This is a genomic window from Neptuniibacter marinus, from assembly GCF_001597725.1.
GTDB classification, from domain to species: Bacteria; Pseudomonadota; Gammaproteobacteria; order Pseudomonadales; family Balneatricaceae; genus Neptuniibacter; species Neptuniibacter marinus.
On sequence record NZ_LUTR01000034.1, the window covers coordinates 1 to 25,819 of the forward strand.

A 25,819-nucleotide genomic window follows, 5' to 3' on the forward strand; every position below is an offset into this window, starting at 1 on the left:
AGAATTTAGCCCAGATCTAAACTGACAGACACCAGATAAAAAACGGGTAACTGTCAGATCAAGTCTGAGCTACTACAAATAAATGAAGTTCAATTGGGGGTGGGAACTGAAGCTCATATCAAGAAAGACCTCAATAAATTCCTTACTAGAGAAAATTTTTCAATAGCCCTCGATTTGATGGATGATGAAGTTTACAAAGTAATGTCGACGTTTATTTGGATTACTGCTTTAAGGCCTAAAGAACTGCTACAGGTTCCTTATAAAGGTAAAGGGGAAAATTTAGGGTTAAAGCGATACAGGTATAATGAAGTAAAAAGTGACATTCCGTTCCATATGGCTTCTAAAGGTAAAAATAGGAGTATTGAGATTCCAGCATACTTCTGGCAGTGGATCTGTGACTACTGGATGCCTTTGCGTACTAAACGAGCGGAACTCTTTAAAAAGAAGAATGGTTATAGTCTATCCAATTCAGTTTTATTCTTATCGTCCGACGGACGCCCTGTAACCTATCGAATGCTTAACTATCAACTAGGTTTGGTTGGAAAGAATCCGAGCTTCCCGCAAGATAGTCTTATCCCAAAAATGTTCAGACACTCATTCGCGACTTACTTTGTTTTAGAAGCTTTGAAAGCTCGTAACATGCTCAATGCACCTTATGTTTTTGATGCGGTGATAGATAATGAGCTTCGTGAATGGATGTAGACATACTGATACGTCTACAACGTACAAATATTATGTACACTTAGTTCATCGTTACATAGGCGATGATCTCATAACGGATCTGCGGAAAGAGGAAAACCAAGCATTGCTTAACTCTTTGGTTGGCTTTTGAAATTTTCTTTCTGGGGGCGGAATATCTATTTTAATTGATGTATGAGGGTGTCAGGTTTTGCTAGATGGATAAACGGTATTCAGGGAAGCAAGGAATGTTGACGAGAGAGATTCTTGCGCGTTATAAATCGATCATAAATGAGCGGTTTAATGGCACTTTTGATGTTGGCGTTTTAGTCATGAACATATTAAGTCGAGCGTTTACCGATAGGAGTCAATATTATTGATAAAAATCGGAGTTCCTATTGTGGTAGGAATTTTTGTACAGGTGTTGGTAGAAGCTCTGAAAGTTCACACTCCAGAGTAGCTGATATTATATAGACCTTTTCTAAAGTGATATTTACCTCACCACGCTCAATTCTTCCCACGTAGCTTCGATCAATACCGGTCAAAAGAGCAAGCCTCTCTTGAGCTATTCCTTTAGCTTTTCTGGTTCTACGAACGTTTTTTCCAAATTGGGTTGCTAATTCATTCATTCTTCGTCTCACATGAAACGAGAACTATCCTTAGTTGATGCTTTATTAGCCACGGATTATAGTCCGTATTTTTGCGGTAATTGGTTTGATCTTTCCGCTTATGATTAAAGGTTGCCGTATTGATGTTAAAAGTAGGCTATAAAATTGATGAAAATTTGTTCAATGTGCTGAGCTCTATGCAGTGTGAACCGTTTACTGCTAGACAGCTCAAAGAAGCTTTTTGTCACGAGTTAGGCGTTTGTTGCGAACAGAAAAATAAAGACGTTCAGAAATGGATCTATCGTCAACTTGATAGGCTAGTTAAGTATGAGTTGTTGAAGCGGCAAAAGGAAAAGAATCCGCGAATGACTGTCTACACGAAGGTCTCTAATTTTGTAGATATTAGTTTCGAATTTTGTGATGGCCCTTTCCTAAAAATGACGCCTGAAGTGGTATCTGGTTTCGAAGTAGCTAGTACGATGGTTAGGTCTGATGGTTCAACGCAATCCTCTATAAGTGAATTGAAGAATCGAGCAAAGCAATGTCATGTTGACCTTTTGTCCTCGGTTGGTGAGTCCGAAGAATATAAAACGCTTTTTAAGGTATATCCGTCTCTTCGTGAAGCCTTACAGCCGCGATACCAAAGAGCGCTTGAGTCCAGCTCAAAGCTATTAGGTCAGTTACGGGCCATTGAAGCTGCGCTTGAGCATTATCAAGCTACGACTTCATGAATCTCCGGAGGTGGCAGGACGAGTGTATAAAGCGGGCGCTCCAAAGCTTTTATGAACAAAATCATTTTCTTTGTCTTGCGACTCCTGGGGCAGGAAAAACGATCATGTCAGCAGTTTTATCTCAACGCCTTTTAGAGCAAGGACGAATAGATTTTGTTTTGTGTTTTTCTCCGTCAGTGGTAACTTCGAAAGGCGTTAAGGCTACCTTCTCTCGAGTTCTTGACCGTTCCTTTGATGGGAGGATAGGAGCTGTAGGTGGTTCGTATACTTATCAGAGTATGTTGTTCTTTCATGAAGACTTCTGGAGTATTTTAGAACGCCATCGTGTTTTGGTTATTTTTGATGAGATCCATCATTGTTCAGGTACTGATGTCGGGAATGCTAATGCATGGGGAGAAGAAATTTTACGACAGGTCCGTGAGAAAGCAGAATTTACTCTAGCTTTGACAGGAACGCCCTGGCGCTCAGATAGTGCTCCTCTGGTTTTATCTCGCTATTTAGAGGGTAATACACAAATTCATTGCGACTTTGTGTATGGGTTGAAAGATGCTGTTGCTGAAGGTGTCTGCCGAATTCCGAAGGTTGTTCTTGTTGACAATGATGGAGTGGCTGTTTCCGGCCAGGACAGCCAAACAACATCTTATAACTCTCTAGGGGACATGCTGGAGAATGAAAAATTATTGTCATACAAGCATATCCTTTCGGATGAAGATGCCATAGATGATGTTCTTTCGCGTGGATGCAAGCGTCTTAATGAGGTACGTAGACATAACCCTAGAGCAGGAGGGCTAGTTGTTGCTTCTTGCACTGAGCATGCAGCCTATATCCATCGACTTCTTGTGAGTAGATTTAAGCAAACTTCGGTTTTGGTGACTTATAAAGAAGTAAATGCTTCGCAAAGAATTGAGCAATACACAGGATCTGACACCGCCTGGATAGTAAGTGTGGGAATGGTCAGTGAAGGTACCGATATTCCGAGACTACAGGTCTGCTGTCACCTTAGTAGAGTGAGAACTGAGCTCTATTTTCGCCAAGTTTTGGGGCGGATATTAAGAGTTGATGGAGAATCAAGCCAAGAATCATGGTTATATACTTTTGCTGAACCTAAGCTAGTTGAATTTGCGAATCGTCTTGATCAGGAGCTGCCAGATCAGCGGGTCGTAGTTAGAGCTATTGCAGATATTCCATCGGAGAGTCGAATTTGCCAGCAGGCGCCGGATAGTAATGATGTTCAATCTTCGCCAGTGGGTATGGAGTGGTCTGTGTCAGACGAGCAAGACGAAAGCTACACACTCTCTCAATATCTTGCTCAGGATGGAATTGAAGAGCTTCAGACCTTCTGTTTTCTAGGGTTATTTCGAGAGAGTATTGTTGATGCATTTGATCATGAACCTCCTACTTCAGTATCTTAACGGTGGAAAGCTCTAATTATGCGTGTAGCTAATGCGCCTCTATAACAATAGAGGCGGCTAAGCATACAGATTTGTATAATGACATACTGCAAGCTTATGCAAATATTTTAGCGCCGATACAACCACAGGTGGCCATTCCAATTCAGGTATGAGTAGTGATTTTCTCAGGTTTGACGGTTTCAATCTTGCAATTTTAGGGGGCTCACAATCACCTTTTTGATACTGATTTCTTTAACTATAGGGATGTTAAAGCAAAATTATATTAGGGGGGAATAGTAAATATCTGAGTATCAGTTTAAACCAGAGATGGCTGGTACTCTGCAATTCTGTTTGTTTTTATCTTTGATGTTGACCTTCCGGTAACTGGAAGGTTTAGACTATAGGAATACTTATGGGGGGGCGGTTTATATCACAATGTGTAGTGATAAAATTAAACTCGGTCACCATGCAGCTGACTAACTCAGTTACGAAAATTTCTATGCGAACTGCTCATTTTTACAGATATCAGAATGCCCGTCGTGCCAGCTATAGGAGAGCTGGTATTGCTATTCTGATTTTATTTGCCATAAGTTGGTTGAGTAGTATCAATATGGTCCAGTTATCTATAACCGCTGTTGGTCAAGGTGAAAACTTAAGACCTGTGGTTATGTCTGCCTCTATGATGTCTGAGCATTGTAATCATGAAGGGAGTTCTGATTCGTGTGATAGTGTTGCTGCAGATATGGATTGTTCTGCAGCGCATTGTAGTATCAGTGGAGTTTTAACGTCTTCAATAGAGCCACAAATTCATCGTTTGGGGTATGAAGGCTTCAAATACTTCAATCGTTATTATTATCTTGCGAGTTCTCCCCCTTATACCCCACCTATAACTCTGCCCGTTTAGCTTCAAGTGTGTGGGGGCATCGTTGCCCCGAGATATTGAATTACCCCTATTTGGGTAACTAAACGAGAGTTACTAGAGAATGAAAACCTCTGTTTGTATAGCGTTAGTTATGCTGCCTTTTTCCATGTCTGTAGTTGCAGTAACTAAAGAAAAGACAGATACACATCCTGTTACTTTGCCGCAAGCCATAGAGAGTGCCCTAGCTTTAGATCCTTGGTTGTTAGCAAATAGCTACCGACAAGAATCAGCTTTGGCCCGTAGTGTAGGAATAAAAAGTCTTCCAGATCCTAAGTTTAATGTTGGTATTAAGAATCTTCCCACAGATACCTTGGATTATGATCAGGAAGCAATGACCCAATTCAGTATTGGCGTAAGTCAAATGCTACCTAGAGGAGAAACACTGTCTCTTAAAGGTAAAAAATTAGAACAAAAAGCCGATCAACATCCACTCTTAAGGGAAGAGCGCAGGGCGGCAGTGATAAGAGATATTTCTATTCTTTGGCTGAGGGCTATCAAAGCTCAGAAGAGTATCGAACTTATTAACCAGAACTACCAAATATTTTTGCAATTGAATGATGTTGCTACCAGCAGTTATAGCGCTGCATTTGGACGCACCCGTCAGCAGGATTTAGTAAGAGCTGAATTAGAATTAGTGAACCTTGAAGATCGCCTGACCCAGCTTAAACAGCAACGAGATGTTGCTCTTCAGCAGTTAGAGCCTTGGCTTATTCCTGCGGGTGAAACAAGAACAGCAAGGTTAACAATTAAGGGTCAAATTCCGGAGCTTAAACTTAGGGACATTATGGCCCCTTTAGATCCAAAGTTAATATCACATTTAAGTAAGCACCCTCGTTTAGCTCTATTCGATATAAGCATTGGAATGGCGAGTACGGATCTTCTATTGGCTGAGCAGAAATACAAACCTGAATGGATTATCAATGCGAGCTATGGAATTCGTGGAAAAACAGCAGTAGGTGATGAGCGCTCTGACCTGTTCTCAATGGGAGTGACGATAGATATTCCTGTTTTCTCTACATCTAGACAAGATTCTGAAGTTAAGGCTGCGATAACTGATCGCGAAGCATTAAAAACGGAACGACTATTGTTGTTACGAGAACTTTATTCCCGTTATGGAGCATTACATTCTGATCTTGAAAAATTAGACAAACGCCAACGGCTGTATGAACAACAGTTATTACCCGGATTTTCAGAATCTGCTGAAGCCGCAATCAATGCTTATACCGTAGATGATGGTTCGTTTGCTGAAGTAGTGCGTGCTCGTATTAGCGAATTAGATGCCAAATTAACTTCGCTGGGCATTCATGTTGAAAGGCTGAAAACAATTACAGTCATGAATTATCTATTAACCCAAGTGGGCGATGTTGAGGTAACAGAACAATGAAAGTCGTAAATAGCGTAGTTATGTTAGCCATGGGTGCGGCTCTGGGGGTTGGAGTTATGTATGGAGTGAATCAGGCCTCCATGACTGAGTTTAACAGTGAGTCAGGGAACGCTACCGGTGAGGCTAAACCGCTATATTGGGTTGCTCCTATGGATCCAAATTATCGGCGTAATGAACCAGGGAAGTCGCCTATGGGAATGGAATTGGTACCGGTATATGCCGAGGGAAATGATGCTAAGGGTGGCGGACCTGGTGCTATCTCTATTTCACCAGAGGTAGTAAATAATCTAGGCGTGAGAACCGCTAAAGTGAAGAGAGAGCAGCTTTCTCCTGATGTGAGAACCGTAGGGTATTTACAGTATAACAAAGAAAGTATTACCCATATTCATCCGCGTGTAGAAGGTTGGATAGAGAAAAGTTTTATTAATACCACAGGTGATCCTGTTGAAAAGGGTCAAGCTCTTTATGATTTGTACTCTCCGGAGCTGGTTAATGCTCAGGAAGAACTGTTGTTCGGGTTGAAAAGAAAAGACGTCAGGCTCGCACAAGCCGCTGAGTACCGTCTTAAATCGCTACAAGTATCGGATAATTTTATTAAGAAATTAAAAAAGAGCCGTCAGGTCTCTCAGACCGTCAGGTTTTTCGCACCTGTTTCAGGTGTGGCTGATAGCGTAAGTATTCAGGACGGATATTTCGTTAAGCCAGGAATGACATTGTTGAGCATTAACAATTTAGATCAGATTTGGGTTGAAGCCGAAGTATTTGAACGGCAGGCCAGTCTCATCAAGGAAGGCTTGCCAGTTGAGGTGAAAATGGATTTTCTTCCCGGAAGGCCTCTATTAGGAACAGTGGATTATGTTTATCCCACTTTAGACTCTAAAACTCGAACACTCAGAGTAAGGGTAAGGCTTGCAAATCTTGATCATAAGCTTAAGCCAAATATGTTTGCTGAACTGAAAATAGTTGCTGTGGATGATCAGCAGCGCTTGTTGATTCCAAATGAAGCACTCATACGTGGATCGGAGCAGGATCGGGTCGTCTTAGCGTTAGGTGAAGGTCGTTATAAATCGATAGAGGTAAAAAAAGGACTACGTGATTCAAAGCATACAGAGATACTCGAAGGTCTTTATGAAGGGGAAGAAGTTGTTACTTCTGCACAATTTTTAATTGATTCTGAGTCTAGTAAAGCCTCTGATTTTAAACGTATGCACCAAGTTGGGGAAACGGAAAATAAGCCAAATCAGGTTTGGGTCGAGGTTGTATTTAACAGTGTAGATGCTGATGAAATGCAAGTGAATGTTGATCATGCTGCTATTGAAGATTGGCAGTGGCCACAAATGACGATGGACTTTCAGCTTAGCCCCTATCTTGAAATGGATGGCATTAAGGCTGGTGTTTTAGCTCATGCTCAAATAACCCATGATAAGCAAAATCAATACATTATCACCGAGATCCATATTTCTGATCAGGAAAATGAGGAGGACGATTCAAACACACCTAAAACGGCTACCAACCGTCAGAAAAATTCAAGTATGGAAAACTCAAAGTCAGAATCTAAACCAACTTCGAGCGTTTGGGTTAAAGCGACTGTGAATAGTGTGGATGCAGAAGCGGTGAAGCTCAATGTGAAACATGATGCCATTCCTGAATGGCAGTGGCCTCAAATGGTGATGGATTTTCAGATTAGTGAATGGGTTGTTCTTGATGAACTGCCTACAGGGAGTCCTCTTCACCTTGAAGTAAGCCGTAATGAACAAGGCGGCTATGAAATCACTGATTTTTACTTACCGGAAAGTGAATAAGGAACTGTCATGATTAAAGCTATTATTCGCTGGTCGATTTGTAATCGTTTTATGGTGTTGTTGGCCGCGGTTATTCTGATTGGTTTGGGTTTGTATTCCCTGAAAAAAACACCGGTAGATGCTATTCCTGATCTGTCAGATGTACAGGTTATTATAAAAACTAGCTACCCTGGTCAAGCTCCGCAAGTGGTTGAAGACCAAGTAACCTACCCTTTAACCACTGCAATGCTATCTGTTCCTGGTGCTGAAACAGTTCGGGGATACTCGTTCTTTGGTGACTCCTATGTATACGTTATCTTTAATGAGGAAACGGATATGTATTGGGCCAGAAGCCGAGTTTTGGAATATCTGAGCCAAGTAGCACCATCACTGCCAGCGAATGCGCGTCCTCAATTAGGGCCGGATGCAACGGGTGTCGGATGGGTATACCTCTATGCATTGATAGACCGGACAGGCCAGAATGACCTTGGGCAATTACGTTCATTGCAGGACTGGTTTTTGAAATATGAGCTACAGACTGTACCAGGTGTTTCTGAAGTAGCTCCTATTGGAGGTATGGTTAAGCAGTATCAAGTCAGAGTTAATCCTGAAAAGCTTCGCGCCTTGAACATGCCTCTTAGCCATGTTCAGAATGCAATTCGTAGGGGGAATCAGGAAGTTGGTGCTTCTGTTGTTGAAATGGCAGAAGCGGAGTACATGGTACGTGCGTCTGGTTATATTCAGGGTATTGAGGATCTTGAGACAATTCCTCTGGGGGTAAATAAAAACGGTACTCCTCTATTACTTAAGGATGTCGCAAATATCGGTACCGGTCCTCAGATGCGCCGAGGTATCGCTGAGCTTAATGGTGAAGGTGAAGTTGTCGGCGGTGTAGTGGTAATGCGTTTTGGAGAAAATGCGCAAAAAACTATTAACGGTGTTAAAGATAAATTAGAAAGCTTGAAAAGCAGTTTGCCGGAAGGAGTCGAGGTAGTAACCGTATATGACCGTTCAGGCCTTATTGATCGGGCGGTAGAAAACCTTTGGTATAAATTAATGGAGGAATTCTTAGTAGTCGCGTTGGTCTGTGTTGCTTTTCTTTTTCATGTTCGATCATCACTTGTTGCCATTATCAGCTTACCTGTTGGGATTCTTACGGCTTTTATTATCATGCATTTGCAAGGTATTAACGCCAATATTATGTCATTAGGTGGTATCGCTATTGCTATTGGGGCGATGATTGATGGTGCCATTGTCATGATAGAAAACATGCATAAACATATGGAACGAACGGAATTGACACCTGAAAATCGTTGGCAAGTGGTGGCTGACTCGGCCTCTGAAGTGGGACCAGCACTTTTTTTCAGTATGTTGATTATTACGGTGAGTTTTGTCCCCGTTTTTACCCTTGAAGCTCAAGAAGGCCGAATGTTTTCGCCATTAGCTTTTACGAAAACCTATGCAATGGCGGCATCTGCAGCTCTGGCAATTACTTTGGTTCCGGTATTAATGGGATATTTCATCCGAGGAAAAGTGTTATCTGAGGATAAAAACCCTCTTAATCGAGTATTGACTGCCAGTTATATGCCCGCACTGAAAGTGGTTTTATCTTTCCCTAAGGCTACGTTAATGGGAGCTGTGTTAGTACTGGCTGTAGGCTTATGGCCGCTTGATAAGCTAGGCAGTGAATTTATACCTGACCTTGATGAAGGCGATCTTATGTATATGCCTACTACTTATCCGGGTATATCCATTGGTAAAGCGCGCCAGTTGCTTCAGCAAACAGATAAGTTGATAGCTACCTTACCTGAGGTAGAGAGTGTATTTGGCAAGGTAGGGAGAGCTGATTCTGCTACTGATCCAGCACCGTTGACGATGATAGAAACCTTTATTCAGCTAAAACCCAAAAGCGAATGGCGAGAAGGGATGACGACAGAAAAGCTTAAAAAGGAGCTTGATCAACTTGTCAAAATTCCAGGGGTTACAAATGCCTGGGTGATGCCGATCAAAACCCGTATTGACATGCTAGCTACGGGAATTAAAACTCCTGTAGGTATCAAAATAGCGGGACCAGATCTTAATGTAATTCAGGATATTGGAGAGCAACTAGAAAGAATTCTTAAGGATGTTCCCGATACTGCTTCAGTCTACTCTGAACGTGTTGCAGGTGGACGATATATCAAAGTCGATATTCAGCGTGAGAAGGCAGCACGTTATGCCCTTAATATCGCAGATATTCAGCAGGTTATTTCTTCCGCTGTTGGCGGTATGAATGTGTCGAACACAATAGAAGGTTTAGAGCGATATCCTATTAATGTACGTTACCCGCAGGATTATCGAGATTCACCGGAGCAGTTGGCATTACTTCCTATAGTCACAGCAACTGGGCAACGTATTGCTTTAGGTGATGTAGCTAATATATATCTGGAAGATGGTCCGCCAGGACTGAAGAGTGAGAATGCCCGTTTAAATGGCTGGACCTTTGTTGATATTGCTGATGTAGATATAGGTAGTTATGTAAAAAATGCTCAGCAAGTGGTCTCTGAGAAGATAAATTTACCTGCCGGTTATTCTCTTAATTGGTCGGGGCAATATGAATATATGTTGAGGGCTAAAGAGAAGCTGACTTATGTGGTACCTCTGACTATTGTCATAATTATTGTGTTGTTATTTATAAATTTCCGAAATTTTGCAGAAGTTGCCATCATCATGGGGACTTTGCCCTTCGCTATGGTTGGAAGTATATGGCTGATGTATTGGCAAGGGTTTAATTTTTCAGTAGCGGTTGGTGTTGGCTTTATAGCATTGGCAGGGGTTGCTGTTGAAATTGGGGTCATTATGTTGGTTTATCTCAATCAATCTTGGCAGGAAACCATCGAACGCTGTAAAAGTAAGGGACTAGATCTTCGTGAAGAAACATTGCGTCATGCGGTTCTACATGGTGCTGGTTTACGTGTGCGTCCTGTGATGATGACTGCTGCTGCAATAATTCTCGGATTACTTCCAATTCTATACGGTACGGGTACTGGTTCTGAAGTAATGAGCAGGATTGCGGCGCCTATGGTTGGAGGAATGGTCAGTGCAGTAATTCTGACTCTTCTTGTGTTACCTGCTATCTATTTTTTATGGAAACGGCAATCGCTTCCTAAAACTAAATCATCTGAAATATAAAGGTAAATTAATATGAAAAATTTCAAAACGTTGCTAGCCATTGCTGCACTCACAGTATCTTCGTCGTTGTTTGCTCACGGTATGATGAACGGTAGCCATCCACAAGATGGAGCCATGATGATGGAGCCTACCGATAGAGTTGAAGTTAATTTTGCCAAACCAATGAAATTGGTCAGTCTCAAAGTTGTTGATTCTAGTGGCAAGCCAGTATCAATTGATTTTAAACGCTCTAAAGAAGCAGGAACTTCATTTAAAGCGATGATACCGAGTTTGAAACCAGATGCTTATAAAGTGCATTGGAAGGCCATGGGTGGTGACGGACATATGATGAAAGGATCGTTCGTTTTTATGCAGCATTAATCTCCAGTATCTGAAAATTAAGTTGAGGCTATGATGGAATTTACAGCATGGGAATTCTGGATTTTGATAACCCGTTGGATTATGTATCTAGGGATGGCTGCCGCTGTAGGTGGAGCCGCTAGCCTCCACTTGATGAGGATTCATGAGGAGCTTAAAAAACCGCTGGTACGCTATACACTGTTATTCTTATTGGTCGGAATAACAGCGGCTCTGGCTCATTTTTTCGTACGTGTAGGAGCATCTTTGGAGGAGGGTGTTACCGGTATGTTCGAACCGGATATGGTATCTATGATGTGGGAGTCCGCTGTTGGTGATGCCTTAATGACACGAATATTAGGTTTTTCACTGTTCATTGTGACGATTCTTATACATGTTTTCGTCAGACGATACCGGCCTGCTGAGGGCGCTAAGCTAAATGTGTTTGAAGTGTTAATGGCTTGTATCGCTATTGGATTAATTGCTTTTTCCTTTACTGAAGCGGGCCATGCTGTTGAACAACCATTTTTATTTCAGTTGGTGTTATCTGTTCATATTTTACTAACCGCTTGGTGGATGGGGTCATTGTATCCCTTGTGGTTGATCTGTCATCGATTGCAATATAACGATGCACATCAAGTGTTAGAACGATTTGGTCAACTAGCGGTTTTCGTAGTAGCTGTGCTCTTTAGTGGGGGGCTATTTTTAAGTTATGAATTAACTGGATGGAATAATTTATTCACAGATACTTATGGCAACCTGCTGCTTACTAAATTAGCGTTTGTGGGTGCTATCTTAATGTTAGCTGCGTTTCACAAGTTATATTTAGTCCCTCAATTACTTCATTCTCGGGATGCGGCAGGGCTGAAAAAATCTATTTTTCTAGAAAAAATCATAGGTGCTGGAATTTTTGGCATAACGACAGTGATGACTACCTTGGTTGGACCTGTTCATTAAGTAGGGGTGATAAAGTCACTAGTGATGGGCTAATCAGATTAATTACCTATCCGATTAGATTGTTCAGTTTCTATCACATTTATAAATATGAGTTCTGGGTTGCTTGCAGGCACTTCTTGGTTTCTGCAATAACTGCCATCTGTAGCTTTTAATATTTCATATAGGGGCATGCGCGTGCCCCGCTGATCAACAACAATAGAGTTTTTTGGTTGGCTGGTCGATTCACCTTTCTTTCCACTATTCCTTGATAAATTTATGAGCCTACTCCTCTTGACCTTACATTAAGAGGAAGGTCTATCCTGATCACAGAAATGCTTTTTTATGCCTCTAACTAGGGGCTTACAGTGTGTTACAGGTGAATAGGATGAGTTCTAACAATCCAAATAAAGAGATAACCCTTTTGATTGAGGGTGCTGGCTGTGCCAGCTGTGTCGGGAAGATAGAAGGCGCGTTATCAGAGGTATCTGGAGTTAAGACGGCTTCAATGAATTTCGCGCAAAGAACTGTGCTTGTTACAGGAAATGCGAATGAAGATGAATTGCTAGGTGCCATTGGGAGTATTGGCTATCAAGCGAGCCTCGTTAAGCAAAATGATACCGAACTGTTAGATGAGAAAGAAAAATCAGAGGCTGCTTACTATAAACGCTTAATGAAAGAGATGACGATTGCACTGGCATTAGGTATTCCCTTAATGCTCTATGGGCTCTTCATTGGCGAAATGACAGTCTCAACCAATCCTGAACGAATCTCTTGGTTAGTCGTCGGTCTTTTGACCTTAGGCATCATGTATTTCTCCGGGCGACATTTTTATATAGGTGCCTGGAAGTCTTTTCTAAATCACAGCGCGAATATGGACACCCTCATTGCGTTGGGTACGGGTACCGCTTGGATTTATTCCATGGTGGTTGTATTTGCGCCTGACGCTGTTCCTCTGATGGCCAGGCATGTTTATTTTGAAGCGACCGCCATGATTATCGGTTTGATAGATCTTGGTTTAGCGCTTGAAATCAAAGCAAGGGGCCGAACTTCAGAGGCAATCAAGCGTTTAATTGGTTTACAACCAAAAAATGCCCGTGTACTTCGTGATGGCGAAGAGCTTGATATCCCAATAGAGGATGTTGTGCTTGAAGACCTTCTTAGAATTCGTCCAGGTGAAAAAATCCCTGTTGATGGTGTTGTGGTTGAAGGAAATACGTCAGTCGATGAATCCATGTTGACGGGTGAGCCCATGCCAGTGAAGAAAATAAGTGGGGATGAGGTTGTCGCAGGATCCATTAATAAATCAGGGTCAGTAATATTCAAAGCGACACGTGTTGGTAAGGATACAGCTTTAGCTCAGATCATCGAGATGGTAAAGCGGGCGCAAAATTCGAAACCCTCTATAGGGCGTTTAGCCGATGTAATATCGGGCTACTTTGTCCCTGTTGTGATGATTATCGCAATTCTTAGTGCTTTGGCATGGTTGAACTTCGGTCCTGCACCAGCGCTTGCATTCGCTATCGTTTCCGCAACAACCGTTCTAATCATTGCATGTCCCTGTGCTCTTGGTTTGGCTACGCCAATGTCAGTGATGGTAGGCGTAGGTAAAGCGGCAGAAGCAGGCGTGTTGATACGTAACGGTGAAGCTTTGCAGACTGCTTCTAAGATCAGCGCAATGATTTTGGATAAAACAGGGACGATTACGGAAGGGAGCCCGAAAGTTACTGAGATTCAAGTGACAGGTGACTACAAGGAAGAAGAGATACTTTCTTTAGCTGCAAGCCTTGAATCTGGATCTGAACATCCTTTAGCTCTAGCAATCGTTGAGTCAGCTCAGGAGCGAGGGATTGTATTGTCTAAGGTTGCTAATTTTGAAGCTATTGCCGGACATGGTGTTGAAGGGAGTATTGATAGTAATTCGATTTTGTTTGGTAACGAAAAGCTGATGGATGAAAGATCAGTGTCAATTGAGCATTACATAGCGAGTGCACAGAGGGTTGCATCTGAAGCGAAAACGCCAATGTATTTGGCAATTAATGGAGAGCTTGCTGCAATTATTTCAGTATCTGATCCTATTAAAAATGACTCCGTTGAGGCGATAAAGCGTCTACAAGCCAATGGGATTCGTGTCGTTATGCTGACGGGGGATAATCGGGCCACAGCTCAAGCAGTAGCGGAGAAGGTTGGAATTAGTGAGTTCTTTGCAGAGGTCCTACCTGAAGATAAATCCATCAAAGTTGAAGAGTTACAAGCTCAGGGTGAAATAGTAGGTATGACAGGTGATGGTATTAATGATGCGCCTGCTTTAGCTCAAGCAAATGTCGGCTTTGCGATTGGTACAGGTACTGATGTTGCGATTGAAAGTGCAGATATCACGTTGATGCGTGGTTCCTTGCATGGATTGGCAGATGCCATAGCCATCAGTAAAGCTACGCTACGAAATATAAAACAAAACTTATTTGGTGCGTTTATCTACAACGTAGCAGGAGTCCCATTCGCAGCAGGTGTGTTGTACCCATTCTTTGGATTGCTTCTTAGTCCTGTTATCGCAGGTGCAGCCATGGCGTTCTCGTCATTAACTGTTGTGAGTAACGCAAATCGACTTCGCTTATTTAAAGCATCAGATCATTAATAGGAGGCTTATATCATGCTGGTAATCAATATTTTGGGCTTTGCTCTGATCTCTTTGATCGTTTGGTGGTTTTGGCTCTATAAGCCCAGAAACAGGATGGTCGTAAAAGGCACGGTACCCATTACTGTCAATAACGGAGTCTATACCCCTGCACAAGTTAGGGTCATGGCAGGAGAAAAGGTGACGCTCAGTTTTTTGAGGAAGGATAACTCACCATGCTCTTCAATTGTTCAATTTAATAATCTAGAAATCAGTGAAGAGTTGCCACTCAATAAAACCAAGGATATATCGCTTGAATCACTAGAACCTGGGACATATCCATTTTCATGCCAAATGCAGATGTACCGTGGCGAATTAATCGTAGAGGGTAAAGCTGATGAATAAGAAGTCTTCATTTTGGTGTTCAAAAAGTGGGGTTGCTGCATTATTAATGATTGCGGTGGCAGGTTACTTACTATTGGTGGAACATGGGGAGCATATCTTTCCCTATTTGCCTTTCATTATCTTACTAATGTGTCCACTAATGCATCTGTTTATGCATGGTAACCATAAGCATGGGGGGCACAAACATCATGAGAGTCCAATAGAGGAAATAAGTGTTTCTAAAGGGCTAGATTCTGAAAACTTTGCTGATCAAAGTAAGCAGAATGATGCATACCGTGAAGGTTATATTGAGGGGTTGAAAACAGCGAGAGAGGAAAACGCACAACAGGAGCAAAAGCATGAGCAATGATTATGGGTTATGGCCCCTTGTTATTATCAATTCAGCTGTGTTTATCTTTTTTGCGTTTAGCTTTATTAAACCTAAAAATAAAATGGACTGGCGTAGTTTAGGTGCATTTTCAGCCTTTATTATTGCGCTCTTTACAGAGATGTATGGCTTTCCTTTAAGTATTTATTTCCTTTCGGGATGGCTGAGTGAAATCTACCCTGAGGTAGACTTCTTGGCCCATGAAAATGGTCACTTGCTACATACATTACTTGGTTTTGAAGGCGATCCTCATTTTGATCCTCTGCATTTGGCTAGCAATGCGCTAGTTGTAATTGGATTTTTTATTTTGGCATCAGCTTGGAATGTATTGTACAGCGCTCAGAAACATCATCGTCTAGCTAAAGATGGGTGGTATGCGCGATGCAGACACCCTCAGTATGTAGCGTTTATTTTGATTATGTTTGGTTTCTTACTGCAATGGCCAACAATTCCGACGTTAGTCATGTTTCCGGTGTTAGTTATCGTTTATGTACGTTTAGCTCATTATGAAGAAGGAGTTGCTCAAACAGAGTTTGGTGATGAGTACGTGAAATACAAGGAAGTCACTCCAGGGTTTATTCCGAATTTTTCGAGGTCATAGTCATGAGTAAAGAGCATCGTTTAGGGGTGTCAGAAATAAATCTTGTTGAAAGGCATCTAAAAGTGCATAAGGCGACGGAGGAGAACATATGTGCTGCTGTGGAGGAGATTGATCAGCTTTATGGTATTGATGAGGTAAGTTTTGATCCAGAAAATCAGATGTTTCTCTTGGAGTATGATGCGAGCAGATTATGTATCGATAGTTTGGAGAAACTGATCTCTAAACATGACATAGAGATTAGTCAAGATTGGTGGTCAAGATTTAAAGAGAGCTATTATCGGTATGTAGATCAAAATGTACATGACAACCATACCCATACGCCCTGGAGCTGTCATAAAAAATAATAATGGTGAGAGTGATGCGTATTAATACTAAAAAACTTCAAGATTACCCTTTTTATCTTCGACCATTTTTTTGGAACCAGAGCCGTAAGTACGGGATGGTGCTTAAGCCAGCTCTTCTTTGGGCTAGAGTTCCACGTCTGTTCGCAGCAGTTGCCTTATTATTTGGGTCTTTAGATTATAAAAAATCTGCGATATCTCCTTCACTCAGATCAATGATTACGGTGAGAGTTTCTCAGATTAACTGGTGCGAATTTTGTGTTGATGTGAACTCATATATGTTTGCTAAGCGGGAAGGCGATATAACCAAGTGGAATGAAAGCACTTTATTTGATGAGCATGAACAAACGGTCCTTGAGTATGTAGATGCCATAACCTACAGCGATAGGCATGTGACAGACGTTTTGATGGATAAACTGCGTTTGTACTTCGATGATGATGGCATTGTTGAACTGACGGCTCTGATCGCGTTTCAAAATATGTCGAGCAAGTTTAATAGTGCGCTCGACGTACCCTCTCAAGGCTTTTGTAGGATGCCATCAAAAGAAAACTGATCTCCCTCTATATACAAGCTAAACCTTAGTTCCTATTGACCTTCCAGTAGCTGGAAGGTCTAAGTTTAAAGGCAAGGGTTATAGGCATAATTCGAATTAACGTAAGTCAGGGTTGTGAAAATTAGTGTTTAGAAAGCGCAATCTAGGTGCGTGTGATGAAACGTTTAATGGTAGGAATACTGAGTGTTTCTTTAGTGGGGGCAGGGTTTCCAGCTTACTCAAATCAAAAAGGGGCGGGTATACAAAATGGAGATGCCTGTGACTGATCCCAAATGATGCGCCAGATGATGGAACATTAATCTCAGCAAGATATGCATATGCATCATTAATGTTTGATATTTGAGTTGAAAATGAGGGAGATCACCTCATTTCTGTTTTTGACTCGGAAGGGTTGTGAGATTGAAAACGTTGCCCTTCTTGACAGATTTAAAAAATTTAATGAAGCATTAAAATTCAAGGAGCTTACGCTATGCAGATAGAACAGATTAAAGATATCCTTGATTGGATCGTAGACTTCCATCAGCAAATGACCCAATGTTACGAGCATTGTGCTGAGCAGGCTGAATCTCTTAGGCTAAAAATGTTACTGGAGTACCTTTCAGAACATGAAAAGCAGTTAACCCAAACAATATCTAGATACGAAGAAGAGGCTGATCCCAGAGATCTGAATACATGGTGCCTAGAATACATGGATAAGGCACCAGTCCTGACGCATACTCTATGCGAAGCTAATCTCAAAGAACTAGATACCGACCAAATTATTGCCCGCACGGTCAATACTCATAATCAACTGATTGAGCTTTATCAATACCTGGCAGGTCGGGCAGTAAATGAGCGTAGCAAAGAGTTGTTTGATAACCTTATATCGTTAGAAAAACACGAAACCATGTTAATGGTGCGAGGGTCTGCAAGCTTTGGAGATCTTTAAAGTCCAATATGTCCTGATAAAATGAGAGAAACTGTTTGTTCTGGTCAACAATTCCGGACACTTAAACTTGCTAAGTTTTCATATTGAATCGGCGATAAATCATCGTTAGATGAGTGAAGCCGGTCCAAATTGTAATATTTCATATAAGCCGCCACATCACGTTTCATATGGTTACGACTTGGTTGATGGGTTTTAAATATCCAGTCATGCTTCAAACTACCAAAAAAACGCTCAACGACCGCATTATCCCAGCATGCACCCACATCACCCATTGAAGCCCGGATGCCGTATCCCTGAAGTAGCGCACGATAGCGCTTACTGGTGTACTGCGACCCTCGGTCACTATGAAAGACAAGTCCTTTAGGCGGCCGCCTAACGTTGTATGCCTTGATCATTGCTCGGCTAATTAAACTGGTAGTCATTCGCTTATCTATGGCCCAGCCAACGATACGACGGGAGTGCAAGTCCATAACAACCGCTAAATATAACCATCCTTCTGCTGTTTTCAGATAGGTAATGTCCCCAGCCCATACTTGATTCTTATCGACAGGATTGAAATTCTGATTCAGAAAATTATCCGCTACAGCATCGCCGTGTTTACGTTTTGTAGTTACTTTGTAAGCTACCCTTTGCTTAACGGTCAGCTTGAGCTTTTGCATGATGTTCATCACTCGGTAGCGAGTAATAATAAAACCTTCAGCACGTAGCTTCTTAGCGAGCTCACGGCTGCCCACACTCTCACGACTCGCAGTAAATAAAACTTTAGTTCTGCGATATAGATGCAGCTCTTCTGCCGTAATTATTTGTGTAGAACGCGCCTTCCACGCATAGAAGGCCGACCTACTAACCCTCATTACCTGACATATTATCCGCACGGGATAGAGGCCGGAATTTTCCTGAATGAAGCGGTACTTCACTTCATTTCTTTGGCAAAGAAGGCACTGGCCTTTTTTAAAATCTCTTTCTCCATGCGCAGCTCTTTGTTTTCTTTGCGTAGGCGCTGCAGTTCAGATCGCTCATCCTCAGCTAGGTCTTCCCTTTGTCTTTGCTGCTCAACTTTATCTTTCCAGCGATACAAAACATTACTAGCGATTCCCAGTGATTTCGCGGCCTCTGGTACTGAATAGCCTTGTTCCTTAACGAGCGCAACAGCCTCTTCTTTAAATTCTTGTGGGTATTGCTTGTAACTGCGTTTCTGACCCATGACGACACTCCAATGATTGACGGTTATTGTCTCTTATTAAAGTGTCCGGTGTATTCAACCAGAACAGGGGCCTGAGTCCCTGCTAGATATGTAGAATCTTAGTTAGATGGGTGCTTTTCTCCTTTCATCATGTGACCTTGACCGGCATCACCGTCCTCCATCATGTAGTGTTTCCCTTTAGATTTTGCATGTTTGCCATCTCCATATTTATCAACATGCTCGGTAGAGGCGCCAGCTTTATGGTTTTTGCCTTCCATCATGTGTCCTTGTGGGCCGTCACCCGGATGTCCCATGTAATGTTTGTCACTAGAGGTCGCTTTCTTTGTTTCACTTTTAGTCACTACTGGATGACTATCGTCCATGCCAGCTTTATGGTTTTTACCTTCCATCATGTGTCCTTGTGGACCGTCACCCGGATGTCCCATGTAATGTTTTTCACCAGCGATTGATACATTACTAAATGCGATAGCGGAAGAAATAATTAATACGGAATATAGTTTATTCATGTTGAACACCTTTTTGTTAGTTGATGGAGTTAGTGTAGATATTCCCCTAACTGGAAGGTCAATATGTTTTTTCAAATTATTTTTCATATGGAAAAGTATTTGATTGGAATCAGTGATTAGGTAAATAGAGGTTGTTCATTCATAGGGGGTGAATGATAGGGTTCGCGTGGTTTTCCCCAGAACCACTATTGCTTATGGAATGGATCGGTAGGCGGACTTAAGCAAGATCAGAGGGCGAGCTCCGTGCCAAAAGCGAGCATTATTACTAGTTAACTTAGAGTCTTCCAAATAGCCAATGTGGCTACATAACTCAAGATCATTACCAGAATCCCTATGGAAAGGCTGACGTAAAACCCCATGCCTCGATCAAGCAAAATGGGTAACGCTATAAACAAAGTTAGCGAGGGAACAATCAGCCATAAAATATTGATTGTCACTTCTCGAATACGATTAATATCCTGCGTATCAATATAGAGCCAAATTAAGGCAAATACTGAAATCAACGGAACCGATGCCAGAATAGCGGCAAGCATTGAGTTTCGCTTTCCAATCTCAGAAATGAGCACGATCAGAATGCTGCTGATCAGCACTTTCACTATATAGTAAGCCATAATCTCTCCTTGCCAGAACAGGTGCAGAGATAACATAAGGGTCGCAATAACGACCCTCAGTCCAAACGTTATTATGTATCAAGGTTCAGAATGCGTCGCAGATAAAGTATTACCCATCTCATCCAAAACCACATAAAGCGACTTGCGATCAGCGTCACTTACTGAACTGGTTGTATACTGGATAATCCAAACTTTACCCTGTGCTTTCTCCTGCTGGCTTGCCTCAATAAGTTGAGCTTCCTTCCATGAACGATCCAATTTGTATTTTTTGATCAGACGGTTAATCACTAACTCTGCTTTTACTTCAGCCTGAGCCTGAGAGATTGGCTCTTTTGGCCCATGGCTCGAGTGCGCAACCGACACTGTAGAAATCAGAATGGAAATGATAAATGCGATTAATTGTTTTGAGGTATTCATTTTAAATCCTATGTGAAAACATGAACGTCAGTGCTACGGCATGTAGAGATCGCCATAGAAACCATTTGTGGTAAGCGTGATCGTTACAGGTGTTGCTCCTGTATTCTGCCAATACCAGCCATGGGTTCCTTCAAATGGAGCAGTAAAGTGACCACTTGCCTGTTGTTGATCTTTACCTATCCAATAACTGGTGAACTCATCCTTAGCTGGATTGGGTGGCTCGCCATGCATATCGAAATAAACTAAACCACCATCTGTTTTCCAGTTAAAGACGAAGTTATCACCTGCATCCATAGGTGATTTTATTTCGGCTCCCTGTCGGGGCAACAAAGTTAATGTCATTGTATTAGTACGAGGTGCTGCAACTCCTTTCCAAACTGGACTGTCAGCTCCTCCCAAAAGATTTACCGGTTGGCTTATAACAGGAGTAGTTTCTGCTTCGGACGCATTAGCCTGATTAAGAACATTCAAACCCAAAGCTTTACCCATTCCTGTCGGGTCTATACCGTATTCAGCTGGCAATATTGCGCTTACCAGAATTACTGCTGATGCAGCCATTGCAGCAACTGTTGCCTTTATCAGGCTTTTCGTTGACGGTAATCCGTCTTTATTAATATTTGATATATCGTTCATGGTGATAATTCCTATGCAGTAATCCAGTAGCCTGTTAATTGGTAACCAATGAGCATAAAGCCCAGTGCCATCAGGACTGCGTTTGTAAAGAATGCATGTTGATTAAACGAAGGTGACTTCCGCCAGAAGTTCATAGCAATCAGAATGCCTGCCAGAGCCATTAGCTGGCCAATTTCGACACCCACATTAAAAGCCAATATATTTGCTACAAGTCCATCTTCAGAAAGCGTGAAATCTTGTAGCTTTGTCGCCAGCCCGAACCCATGAAAGAATCCAAAAATCAGTACTGCTGCTTTTGTATTCGGTTGAAATCCGAACCAACGCTGGAAAGCGCCGAGATTATCGAGGGCCTTATAAACCACGGAAAAACCGATAATCGCGTCAACGATATATGGGTTAACATGTGTCCCGCTTAGAACCCCATACAGCAGAGTTACACTGTGTCCGACGGCAAATAATGTCACATAGATAGCAACATCCTTCATTCGGAAGAGAAAGAAGATTACGCCAAACAAAAACAAAAGATGGTCGTAACCAGTGACCATGTGTTTTGCGCCAAGGTAAATATAAGGAATTAATTGTGTGCCACTAGCTTGCTCAATAAAAAGAGCATCGCCTTCTGCCACGCCATGAGAAAATGCCGTAGGCACTACTCCGATCATTAATAGCATTAGTACAAACAAGCACAGGAATAGACGCTGTGCATACAGGGGAAAACTCCATCGAAAATATGATGATTTCAGATACACTCTGTAATCTCCGTTATAAAATCACGAACACCGTGAATCCCACGCAATACAGCGCATAAACTCACAATTGAGACAAAATTGAGTGGGTTAAACTATTGGAGGGCGAAACAGATTTGAGAGCGGTGGCTCTATCGGCATATTTGGAGAGAACAAAATCTCTGATGATCTAATAGATGTTGGAGCTGCTATGAACACTTGCACAGCCATTTGATTTTCAATCACGCCCATTGCATGAAGCAACAGGTGGTTCGCGTCAGATATTTCAGCATCTTCAGGATGGAAGTGACCTAACACTGGCTCATGGTAGTGTCCGTGTTCAATCGCCTGTATAGCTGGGTCAACACTTGGAACCGCCGAATGTGCACTTTGCTCTACGACCAAAACCCCACGGCAGAAAAAAACCGCTATCAACATTAGAGCGATTGCAGCCAAGGTGCGATTGGACATAAGCGAGGAACTGTAATTCATGAGAAATATACTATCATAATTTCTTTGGCCCCAGAATAACCATGTAAAATACATACCCTATATGTCTGCTTTGTATTTGGGGTTTGTTTTCATTTTACCTATTGAATATGCAGGATTACCGAGGGGAATGATGGGTAAGATAATTCTAGAGTCAACTATCACTTGTCCAAAATGTGGCTATGTCAAAACGGAAACAATGCCAGAAGATGCCTGCCAATGGTTCTATGAGTGTGTAAATTGCCATTACCTTCTTAAACCATTGAAAGGGGATTGCTGTGTTTTCTGTTCTTATAGCACTATTTCGTGCCCTCCTATTCAGTGCAGAGAAAACTGCTGAGTAACGGGAAATAGCTAAGTGGATTGGGTAAGCTAGAAAGAAACTCTAGCAAAGAGAGCGTGGTTCCTTGCTAGAGAAGTAAGAAATTCCTTAGTTAGCAGGATGCTTATCTCCCTTCATCATGTAGCCTGGGTCCACATCGCCACCTTCGTTCATCATATAGTGTTTCCCTTTGGGTTTAGTATGCTTACCATCTCCGTACTGCTCAACGTGTTCGGTAGATTTGCCTGTAGGGTGACTTTCGCCCTTCATAGTATGGCCTTGGGGACCATCTCCTGAATGAGGCATGTAGTGTTCCTTAGTGGAACCCGTTTTTTTTGTTTCACTTGTAGAAACTATTGGATGGCTATCGTCCATACCTGCTTTGTGATTTTTACCTTCCATCATGTGTCCTTGCGGACCATCGCCACCGTGCATCATATAATGCTTTTCTTCTGCTACCGCGGTATTACCAATTGAAAGGGCTGCAGTAATAATTATTGCTGAAGAAATCTTTTTCATGTTTTTTCCTTGTTTGATTTTGATAGGAATGAGTTTAAATATTCCCCTAACTGGAAGGTCAACATGTTTTTTAAAAAATAAGCCGCTTTTGTTTAAGCGGCTTATTTATAATTTTAAGAAGCATCGTCAAGCTCTACACCGTATATCGATTGATAGGTGTCATTTTGTGCTTCCTTATTTCCTGCTGCTGTAGGATTCGTTTCTATCTCTTTATTTATATTTTCCATAGTTTCCTTACTTTCTATGTCCTTTTCTTGTGACAGGGAGTACAACTCATGAGTGAACTTGTCTACTTCCCCATCATCAGCCATTAATAAAGCTGGAGATAGTAGCAAAGGTATTACAGCGATTTTAAGAATATTGTTCATGACTAAATCTCCTATTTAGTGATATATGTATCGACACCGCGTTGCGATCTGCAAGTACGGGCTTGGTACATATTTAAAGCCTAGGCCTTCTAGTCGCTGGAAGGTCAAATATGAATAGAATGGCTGCTGAGGTGTTTATATATCTTGCTCCGCTATATTCTTCATATCTACTGTAGATATTTGGGGTTTGTTTTAAACCACCTATCGAAAATGCAGTATTGCCGAGGGGAGAAGGATGGATAAGATAACTCTAGAATCGACTATCTGAATCGTCACCAGTTCTTTAGACACTCAGTACCGGTTTCTCATGTCGGTTTTCATATGCTATCGGTGATAGCTGTTGTGTACAGGAGCCCCAGTTTGGACTCCTGTAGCTACTAGAACTATTCGTAACCTTTGTGTGTTATATGTATCGCTTTGATCTTATTCACAGGGGAAGGAAGTGAAATTTCAAAGCTGGAGAATCGACTGTTATCACCATCATATAAATATTCAAGATCCCAGCGTTTCCGTTCAATAGTTTCTCCGTTATCACCCATAATATCTGCTTCAATGAAGCCTGGATCGATATCACGGCTAAGATAACTTCTTGTTAATCTGCCGTGAAGAATTGGGTTTAAAAGGTCTTTGTTTGTTTCTATATCTCTTATTTTTACTAAAGATGAGTTTTGGTGGGTTATGTCTATTTTGTGGTCGACCGTTTCTGTTTGCGCGAATGTCGTTCCTGATGTTAATAACAGACTTGCAATAAAGTATTTAAGAGCCTTCATGTTTGTCACCTTCTATATAGTTACCTGACAGCTAGGTAAAATGAATTCTGTCTGATCTAATTTATAGGGCTTACATCCACTGGAAGCTCAAGAAATATAAGGTGAAACTTTTGTTACAGTTTGCTCATATTATTTTTCAACAGGCTGTTACTTTCGGGTATAAAAAAGGGGTATCCAAAATAAGTCGTTGGAACTCTGTTCAGTTCCAAACCTTCCTAAATCTAATAATCTGGTTGGGAGAGTGATAGGTTTTTAGCATTGACTTAATGGAATTCTAATGAAGGGTAGGGAAGAATGTTCTTATAGAAATATGAATGGGGGGCACAGAGAGGTTAGCTACCGACACATTTTGGAAACTCTAACCTACTGCTGATGTTTGTTTCCCTCGTTAATTCCAGCAAGCACTCCACACGCCTTGATTTCTCGGTTATCGTTGCAATTCGCTCTAAGTGAAACTAGTTGTTTCTCCAGCGCATGCAGAGTGGTTATCTGTGACCGGACATGAGCAATGTGATCATCGAGCAAGGCGTTGACGGCGATACAAGATTGATGAGGGTCGTCTTGGTAACTCTGTAGTTCGTGAATCTCAGCTAGTGACAGGCCCAGAGTTCTGCAGCGACGGATGAAGGCTAGCCGCTCACCGTGCATCTTGGTATAGACACGATAACCGTTGTCCTGCCGATGCGTAGGTGGCAACAATCCCTGCTGTTCATAGAAGCGGATCGTTTGTGTTTCGACCCCTATCAATTGCGCCAACTGACCAATACGCATTAGCTTCCTCCCAACCGGATTCTTTGCTCTCTTGACCTTATAGTAGCTTTATGGTTTTAAATGTTAACACAATCTTGTTCAAGTGGAGTCGTATCATGAGCAAATTCTGTGGTGGCACCTGTGGCGGTGATGCAAGGTCATCAGCGGATACCGATATACAGGCCTCCTCCGAAGCATCGGGGCAATGGGTCAGCGTTTACGCCGTGCCGAAGATGGACTGTCCATCAGAAGAAAGAATGATTCGCCTAGCCCTGAACGGCTTTGAGGAAGTTCGTGCGCTATCCTTCGACTTGGTGAACCGACGGCTTAAGGTCGTGCATGACGGCGAAGTCGAGCCCATCACTTCAAAACTAAAGACCTTGGGACTAGGCGCCTCGCATCAGGAAACGGTTGCTGCTGACTTGGAGACGCTCAAGGTCGCTGGGGACTCGGTAGCCACTGCGGCGCAAGAGTCTAGCACCCTGCGTTGGTTACTCGGCATTAATGCACTCCTTTTTGTAGTAGAGATGACCGCCGGTCTAATCGCCCAGTCAGCCGGCCTCATTGCCGAGTCCTTGGACAATTTTGCTGATGCTGCAGTGTACGGACTTGCCCTTTATGCGGTTGGGCATAGCGTGAAAATGCAAGTACGTGCCGCGCATCTTGCTGGTGTACTACAGCTTATCTTGGCTGTGGGCGTGCTCGTAGAGGTGGTGAGACGCTTTGTATTCGGTAGTGAGCCTGAATCGCTGGTGATGAT

31 protein-coding genes are annotated in these 25,819 nt (G+C 42.2%); 19 read left to right on the forward strand and 12 right to left on the reverse strand.

All coding sequences use genetic code 11. From position 1 onward, the window contains the following. Positions 1-99 precede the first annotated feature (99 nt). On the forward strand, positions 100-702 hold the full coding sequence (locus tag A3774_RS15380; protein ID WP_067869688.1) for a site-specific integrase: 603 nt from the start codon (positions 100-102) through the stop codon (positions 700-702). 194 nt (positions 703-896) lie between these two features. Continuing rightward, entirely contained in the window at positions 897-1,058 is a 162-nt protein-coding gene (locus A3774_RS16695) for a hypothetical protein (protein ID WP_156473731.1), read from the forward strand. A gap of 15 nt (positions 1,059-1,073) precedes the next feature. On the opposite strand, the gene A3774_RS15385 is transcribed toward A3774_RS16695, so the two are convergent. After that, complete coding sequence (locus tag A3774_RS15385; protein WP_067869691.1) at positions 1,074-1,307, reverse strand: helix-turn-helix domain-containing protein; 234 nt, start codon at positions 1,305-1,307, stop codon at positions 1,074-1,076. Positions 1,308-1,429: 122 nt separating this feature from the next. On the opposite strand from A3774_RS15385, the gene A3774_RS15390 reads away from it, so the two are divergent. The 15 genes from A3774_RS15390 to A3774_RS15460 all read left to right on the forward strand — a co-directional run bounded on the left by A3774_RS15390 (position 1,430) and on the right by A3774_RS15460 (position 17,745). Next, a complete protein-coding gene (locus A3774_RS15390; protein ID WP_067869695.1) occupies positions 1,430-2,017 on the forward strand; it encodes a hypothetical protein in 588 nt (195 codons plus the stop codon). After that, positions 2,014-3,429, forward strand: a complete 1,416-nt coding sequence (locus A3774_RS15395; RefSeq protein WP_067869698.1) for a DEAD/DEAH box helicase — start codon at positions 2,014-2,016, stop codon at positions 3,427-3,429. The genes A3774_RS15390 and A3774_RS15395 overlap by 4 nt, the downstream gene beginning before the upstream one ends. Before the next feature lie 589 nt (positions 3,430-4,018). Further along, positions 4,019-4,312 (forward strand): hypothetical protein, encoded by a 294-nt coding sequence (locus tag A3774_RS16700; protein WP_156473732.1) that lies wholly within the window; start codon positions 4,019-4,021, stop codon positions 4,310-4,312. A gap of 79 nt (positions 4,313-4,391) precedes the next feature. Continuing rightward, entirely contained in the window at positions 4,392-5,714 is a 1,323-nt protein-coding gene (locus tag A3774_RS15405) for a TolC family protein (protein WP_067869704.1), read from the forward strand. Next, on the forward strand, positions 5,711-7,516 hold the full coding sequence (locus A3774_RS15410; protein ID WP_075107997.1) for an efflux RND transporter periplasmic adaptor subunit: 1,806 nt from the start codon (positions 5,711-5,713) through the stop codon (positions 7,514-7,516). Before A3774_RS15405 ends, A3774_RS15410 begins: the two co-directional genes overlap by 4 nt. 9 nt (positions 7,517-7,525) lie before the next feature. Then, entirely contained in the window at positions 7,526-10,666 is a 3,141-nt protein-coding gene (locus A3774_RS15415) for an efflux RND transporter permease subunit (RefSeq protein WP_067869707.1), read from the forward strand. A 12-nt stretch (positions 10,667-10,678) separates the two neighbouring features. Further along, on the forward strand, positions 10,679-11,026 hold the full coding sequence (locus A3774_RS15420; protein ID WP_067869710.1) for a copper resistance CopC family protein: 348 nt from the start codon (positions 10,679-10,681) through the stop codon (positions 11,024-11,026). Between the two features lie 30 nt (positions 11,027-11,056). After that, positions 11,057-11,959, forward strand: a complete 903-nt coding sequence (locus A3774_RS15425) for a copper resistance D family protein (protein ID WP_067869713.1) — start codon at positions 11,057-11,059, stop codon at positions 11,957-11,959. Between the two features lie 364 nt (positions 11,960-12,323). After that, positions 12,324-14,570: a heavy metal translocating P-type ATPase gene (locus A3774_RS15430; protein ID WP_067869716.1), complete on the forward strand. Its 2,247-nt coding sequence runs from the start codon at positions 12,324-12,326 to the stop codon at positions 14,568-14,570. A gap of 15 nt (positions 14,571-14,585) precedes the next feature. Next, positions 14,586-14,954 carry a cupredoxin domain-containing protein gene (locus A3774_RS15435; RefSeq protein ID WP_067869719.1) on the forward strand — a complete coding sequence of 123 codons (369 nt, stop codon included), beginning with the start codon at positions 14,586-14,588 and terminating at the stop codon, positions 14,952-14,954. Next, positions 14,947-15,303 (forward strand): DUF2933 domain-containing protein, encoded by a 357-nt coding sequence (locus A3774_RS15440; protein WP_075107998.1) that lies wholly within the window; start codon positions 14,947-14,949, stop codon positions 15,301-15,303. The genes A3774_RS15435 and A3774_RS15440 overlap by 8 nt, the downstream gene beginning before the upstream one ends. Then, positions 15,293-15,922 carry a methyltransferase family protein gene (locus tag A3774_RS15445; protein WP_067869725.1) on the forward strand — a complete coding sequence of 210 codons (630 nt, stop codon included), beginning with the start codon at positions 15,293-15,295 and terminating at the stop codon, positions 15,920-15,922. The genes A3774_RS15440 and A3774_RS15445 overlap by 11 nt, the downstream gene beginning before the upstream one ends. Before the next feature lie 2 nt (positions 15,923-15,924). Next, positions 15,925-16,266: a hypothetical protein gene (locus A3774_RS15450; RefSeq protein ID WP_067869727.1), complete on the forward strand. Its 342-nt coding sequence runs from the start codon at positions 15,925-15,927 to the stop codon at positions 16,264-16,266. Positions 16,267-16,280: 14 nt separating this feature from the next. Further along, the gene (locus A3774_RS15455; RefSeq protein ID WP_067869730.1) at positions 16,281-16,817 is read left to right on the forward strand and encodes a carboxymuconolactone decarboxylase family protein; all 537 of its coding nucleotides are present in this window, start codon (positions 16,281-16,283) and stop codon (positions 16,815-16,817) included. A 469-nt stretch (positions 16,818-17,286) separates the two neighbouring features. Continuing rightward, on the forward strand, positions 17,287-17,745 hold the full coding sequence (locus A3774_RS15460) for a hypothetical protein (protein ID WP_067869733.1): 459 nt from the start codon (positions 17,287-17,289) through the stop codon (positions 17,743-17,745). A gap of 44 nt (positions 17,746-17,789) precedes the next feature. Here A3774_RS15460 and A3774_RS15465 read toward each other — a convergent pair. From A3774_RS15465 to A3774_RS15500, 7 genes are all read right to left on the reverse strand, one after another. Beyond that, positions 17,790-18,949 (reverse strand): IS3 family transposase gene (locus A3774_RS15465; RefSeq protein ID WP_156473733.1). Its coding sequence is split into 2 segments (ribosomal slippage): positions 17,790-18,700 and positions 18,700-18,949, totalling 1,161 coding nucleotides; the frame shifts between segments, so codons are not numbered across the junction. 98 nt (positions 18,950-19,047) lie between these two features. Further along, positions 19,048-19,455 carry a hypothetical protein gene (locus A3774_RS15475; protein WP_067869743.1) on the reverse strand — a complete coding sequence of 136 codons (408 nt, stop codon included), beginning with the start codon at positions 19,453-19,455 and terminating at the stop codon, positions 19,048-19,050. Between the two features lie 269 nt (positions 19,456-19,724). After that, positions 19,725-20,066 (reverse strand): DUF3147 family protein, encoded by a 342-nt coding sequence (locus A3774_RS15480; protein WP_067869770.1) that lies wholly within the window; start codon positions 20,064-20,066, stop codon positions 19,725-19,727. A gap of 78 nt (positions 20,067-20,144) precedes the next feature. After that, positions 20,145-20,483: a DUF6488 family protein gene (locus A3774_RS15485; protein ID WP_067869746.1), complete on the reverse strand. Its 339-nt coding sequence runs from the start codon at positions 20,481-20,483 to the stop codon at positions 20,145-20,147. Between the two features lie 33 nt (positions 20,484-20,516). After that, the gene (locus A3774_RS15490; RefSeq protein WP_067869749.1) at positions 20,517-21,116 is read right to left on the reverse strand and encodes a hypothetical protein; all 600 of its coding nucleotides are present in this window, start codon (positions 21,114-21,116) and stop codon (positions 20,517-20,519) included. 11 nt (positions 21,117-21,127) lie between these two features. Beyond that, complete coding sequence (locus tag A3774_RS15495) at positions 21,128-21,787, reverse strand: HupE/UreJ family protein (protein ID WP_082792467.1); 660 nt, start codon at positions 21,785-21,787, stop codon at positions 21,128-21,130. A gap of 165 nt (positions 21,788-21,952) precedes the next feature. Continuing rightward, complete coding sequence (locus tag A3774_RS15500) at positions 21,953-22,333, reverse strand: hypothetical protein (RefSeq protein ID WP_156473734.1); 381 nt, start codon at positions 22,331-22,333, stop codon at positions 21,953-21,955. Between the two features lie 130 nt (positions 22,334-22,463). Between A3774_RS15500 and A3774_RS17220 the strand changes: the two genes are divergently transcribed. Continuing rightward, a complete protein-coding gene (locus A3774_RS17220; protein ID WP_075107999.1) occupies positions 22,464-22,670 on the forward strand; it encodes a GDCCVxC domain-containing (seleno)protein in 207 nt (68 codons plus the stop codon). A 90-nt stretch (positions 22,671-22,760) separates the two neighbouring features. Here the strand turns inward: A3774_RS17220 and A3774_RS15505 are convergent, their stop codons facing one another. The 4 genes from A3774_RS15505 to cadR all read right to left on the reverse strand — a co-directional run bounded on the left by A3774_RS15505 (position 22,761) and on the right by cadR (position 25,080). Continuing rightward, the gene (locus A3774_RS15505; RefSeq protein WP_067869755.1) at positions 22,761-23,171 is read right to left on the reverse strand and encodes a hypothetical protein; all 411 of its coding nucleotides are present in this window, start codon (positions 23,169-23,171) and stop codon (positions 22,761-22,763) included. Positions 23,172-23,284: 113 nt separating this feature from the next. Then, the gene (locus tag A3774_RS15510) at positions 23,285-23,539 is read right to left on the reverse strand and encodes a hypothetical protein (protein WP_067869758.1); all 255 of its coding nucleotides are present in this window, start codon (positions 23,537-23,539) and stop codon (positions 23,285-23,287) included. 383 nt (positions 23,540-23,922) lie between these two features. Continuing rightward, entirely contained in the window at positions 23,923-24,309 is a 387-nt protein-coding gene (locus A3774_RS15515; protein WP_067869761.1) for a hypothetical protein, read from the reverse strand. A 363-nt stretch (positions 24,310-24,672) separates the two neighbouring features. Further along, the gene (cadR, locus tag A3774_RS15520) at positions 24,673-25,080 is read right to left on the reverse strand and encodes a Cd(II)/Pb(II)-responsive transcriptional regulator (RefSeq protein ID WP_067869764.1); all 408 of its coding nucleotides are present in this window, start codon (positions 25,078-25,080) and stop codon (positions 24,673-24,675) included. 95 nt (positions 25,081-25,175) lie between these two features. On the opposite strand from cadR, the gene A3774_RS15525 reads away from it, so the two are divergent. Then, positions 25,176-25,819, forward strand: a 644-nt coding sequence (locus A3774_RS15525) for a cation diffusion facilitator family transporter (RefSeq protein WP_067869767.1), incomplete at its 3' end; no start/stop codon positions are given.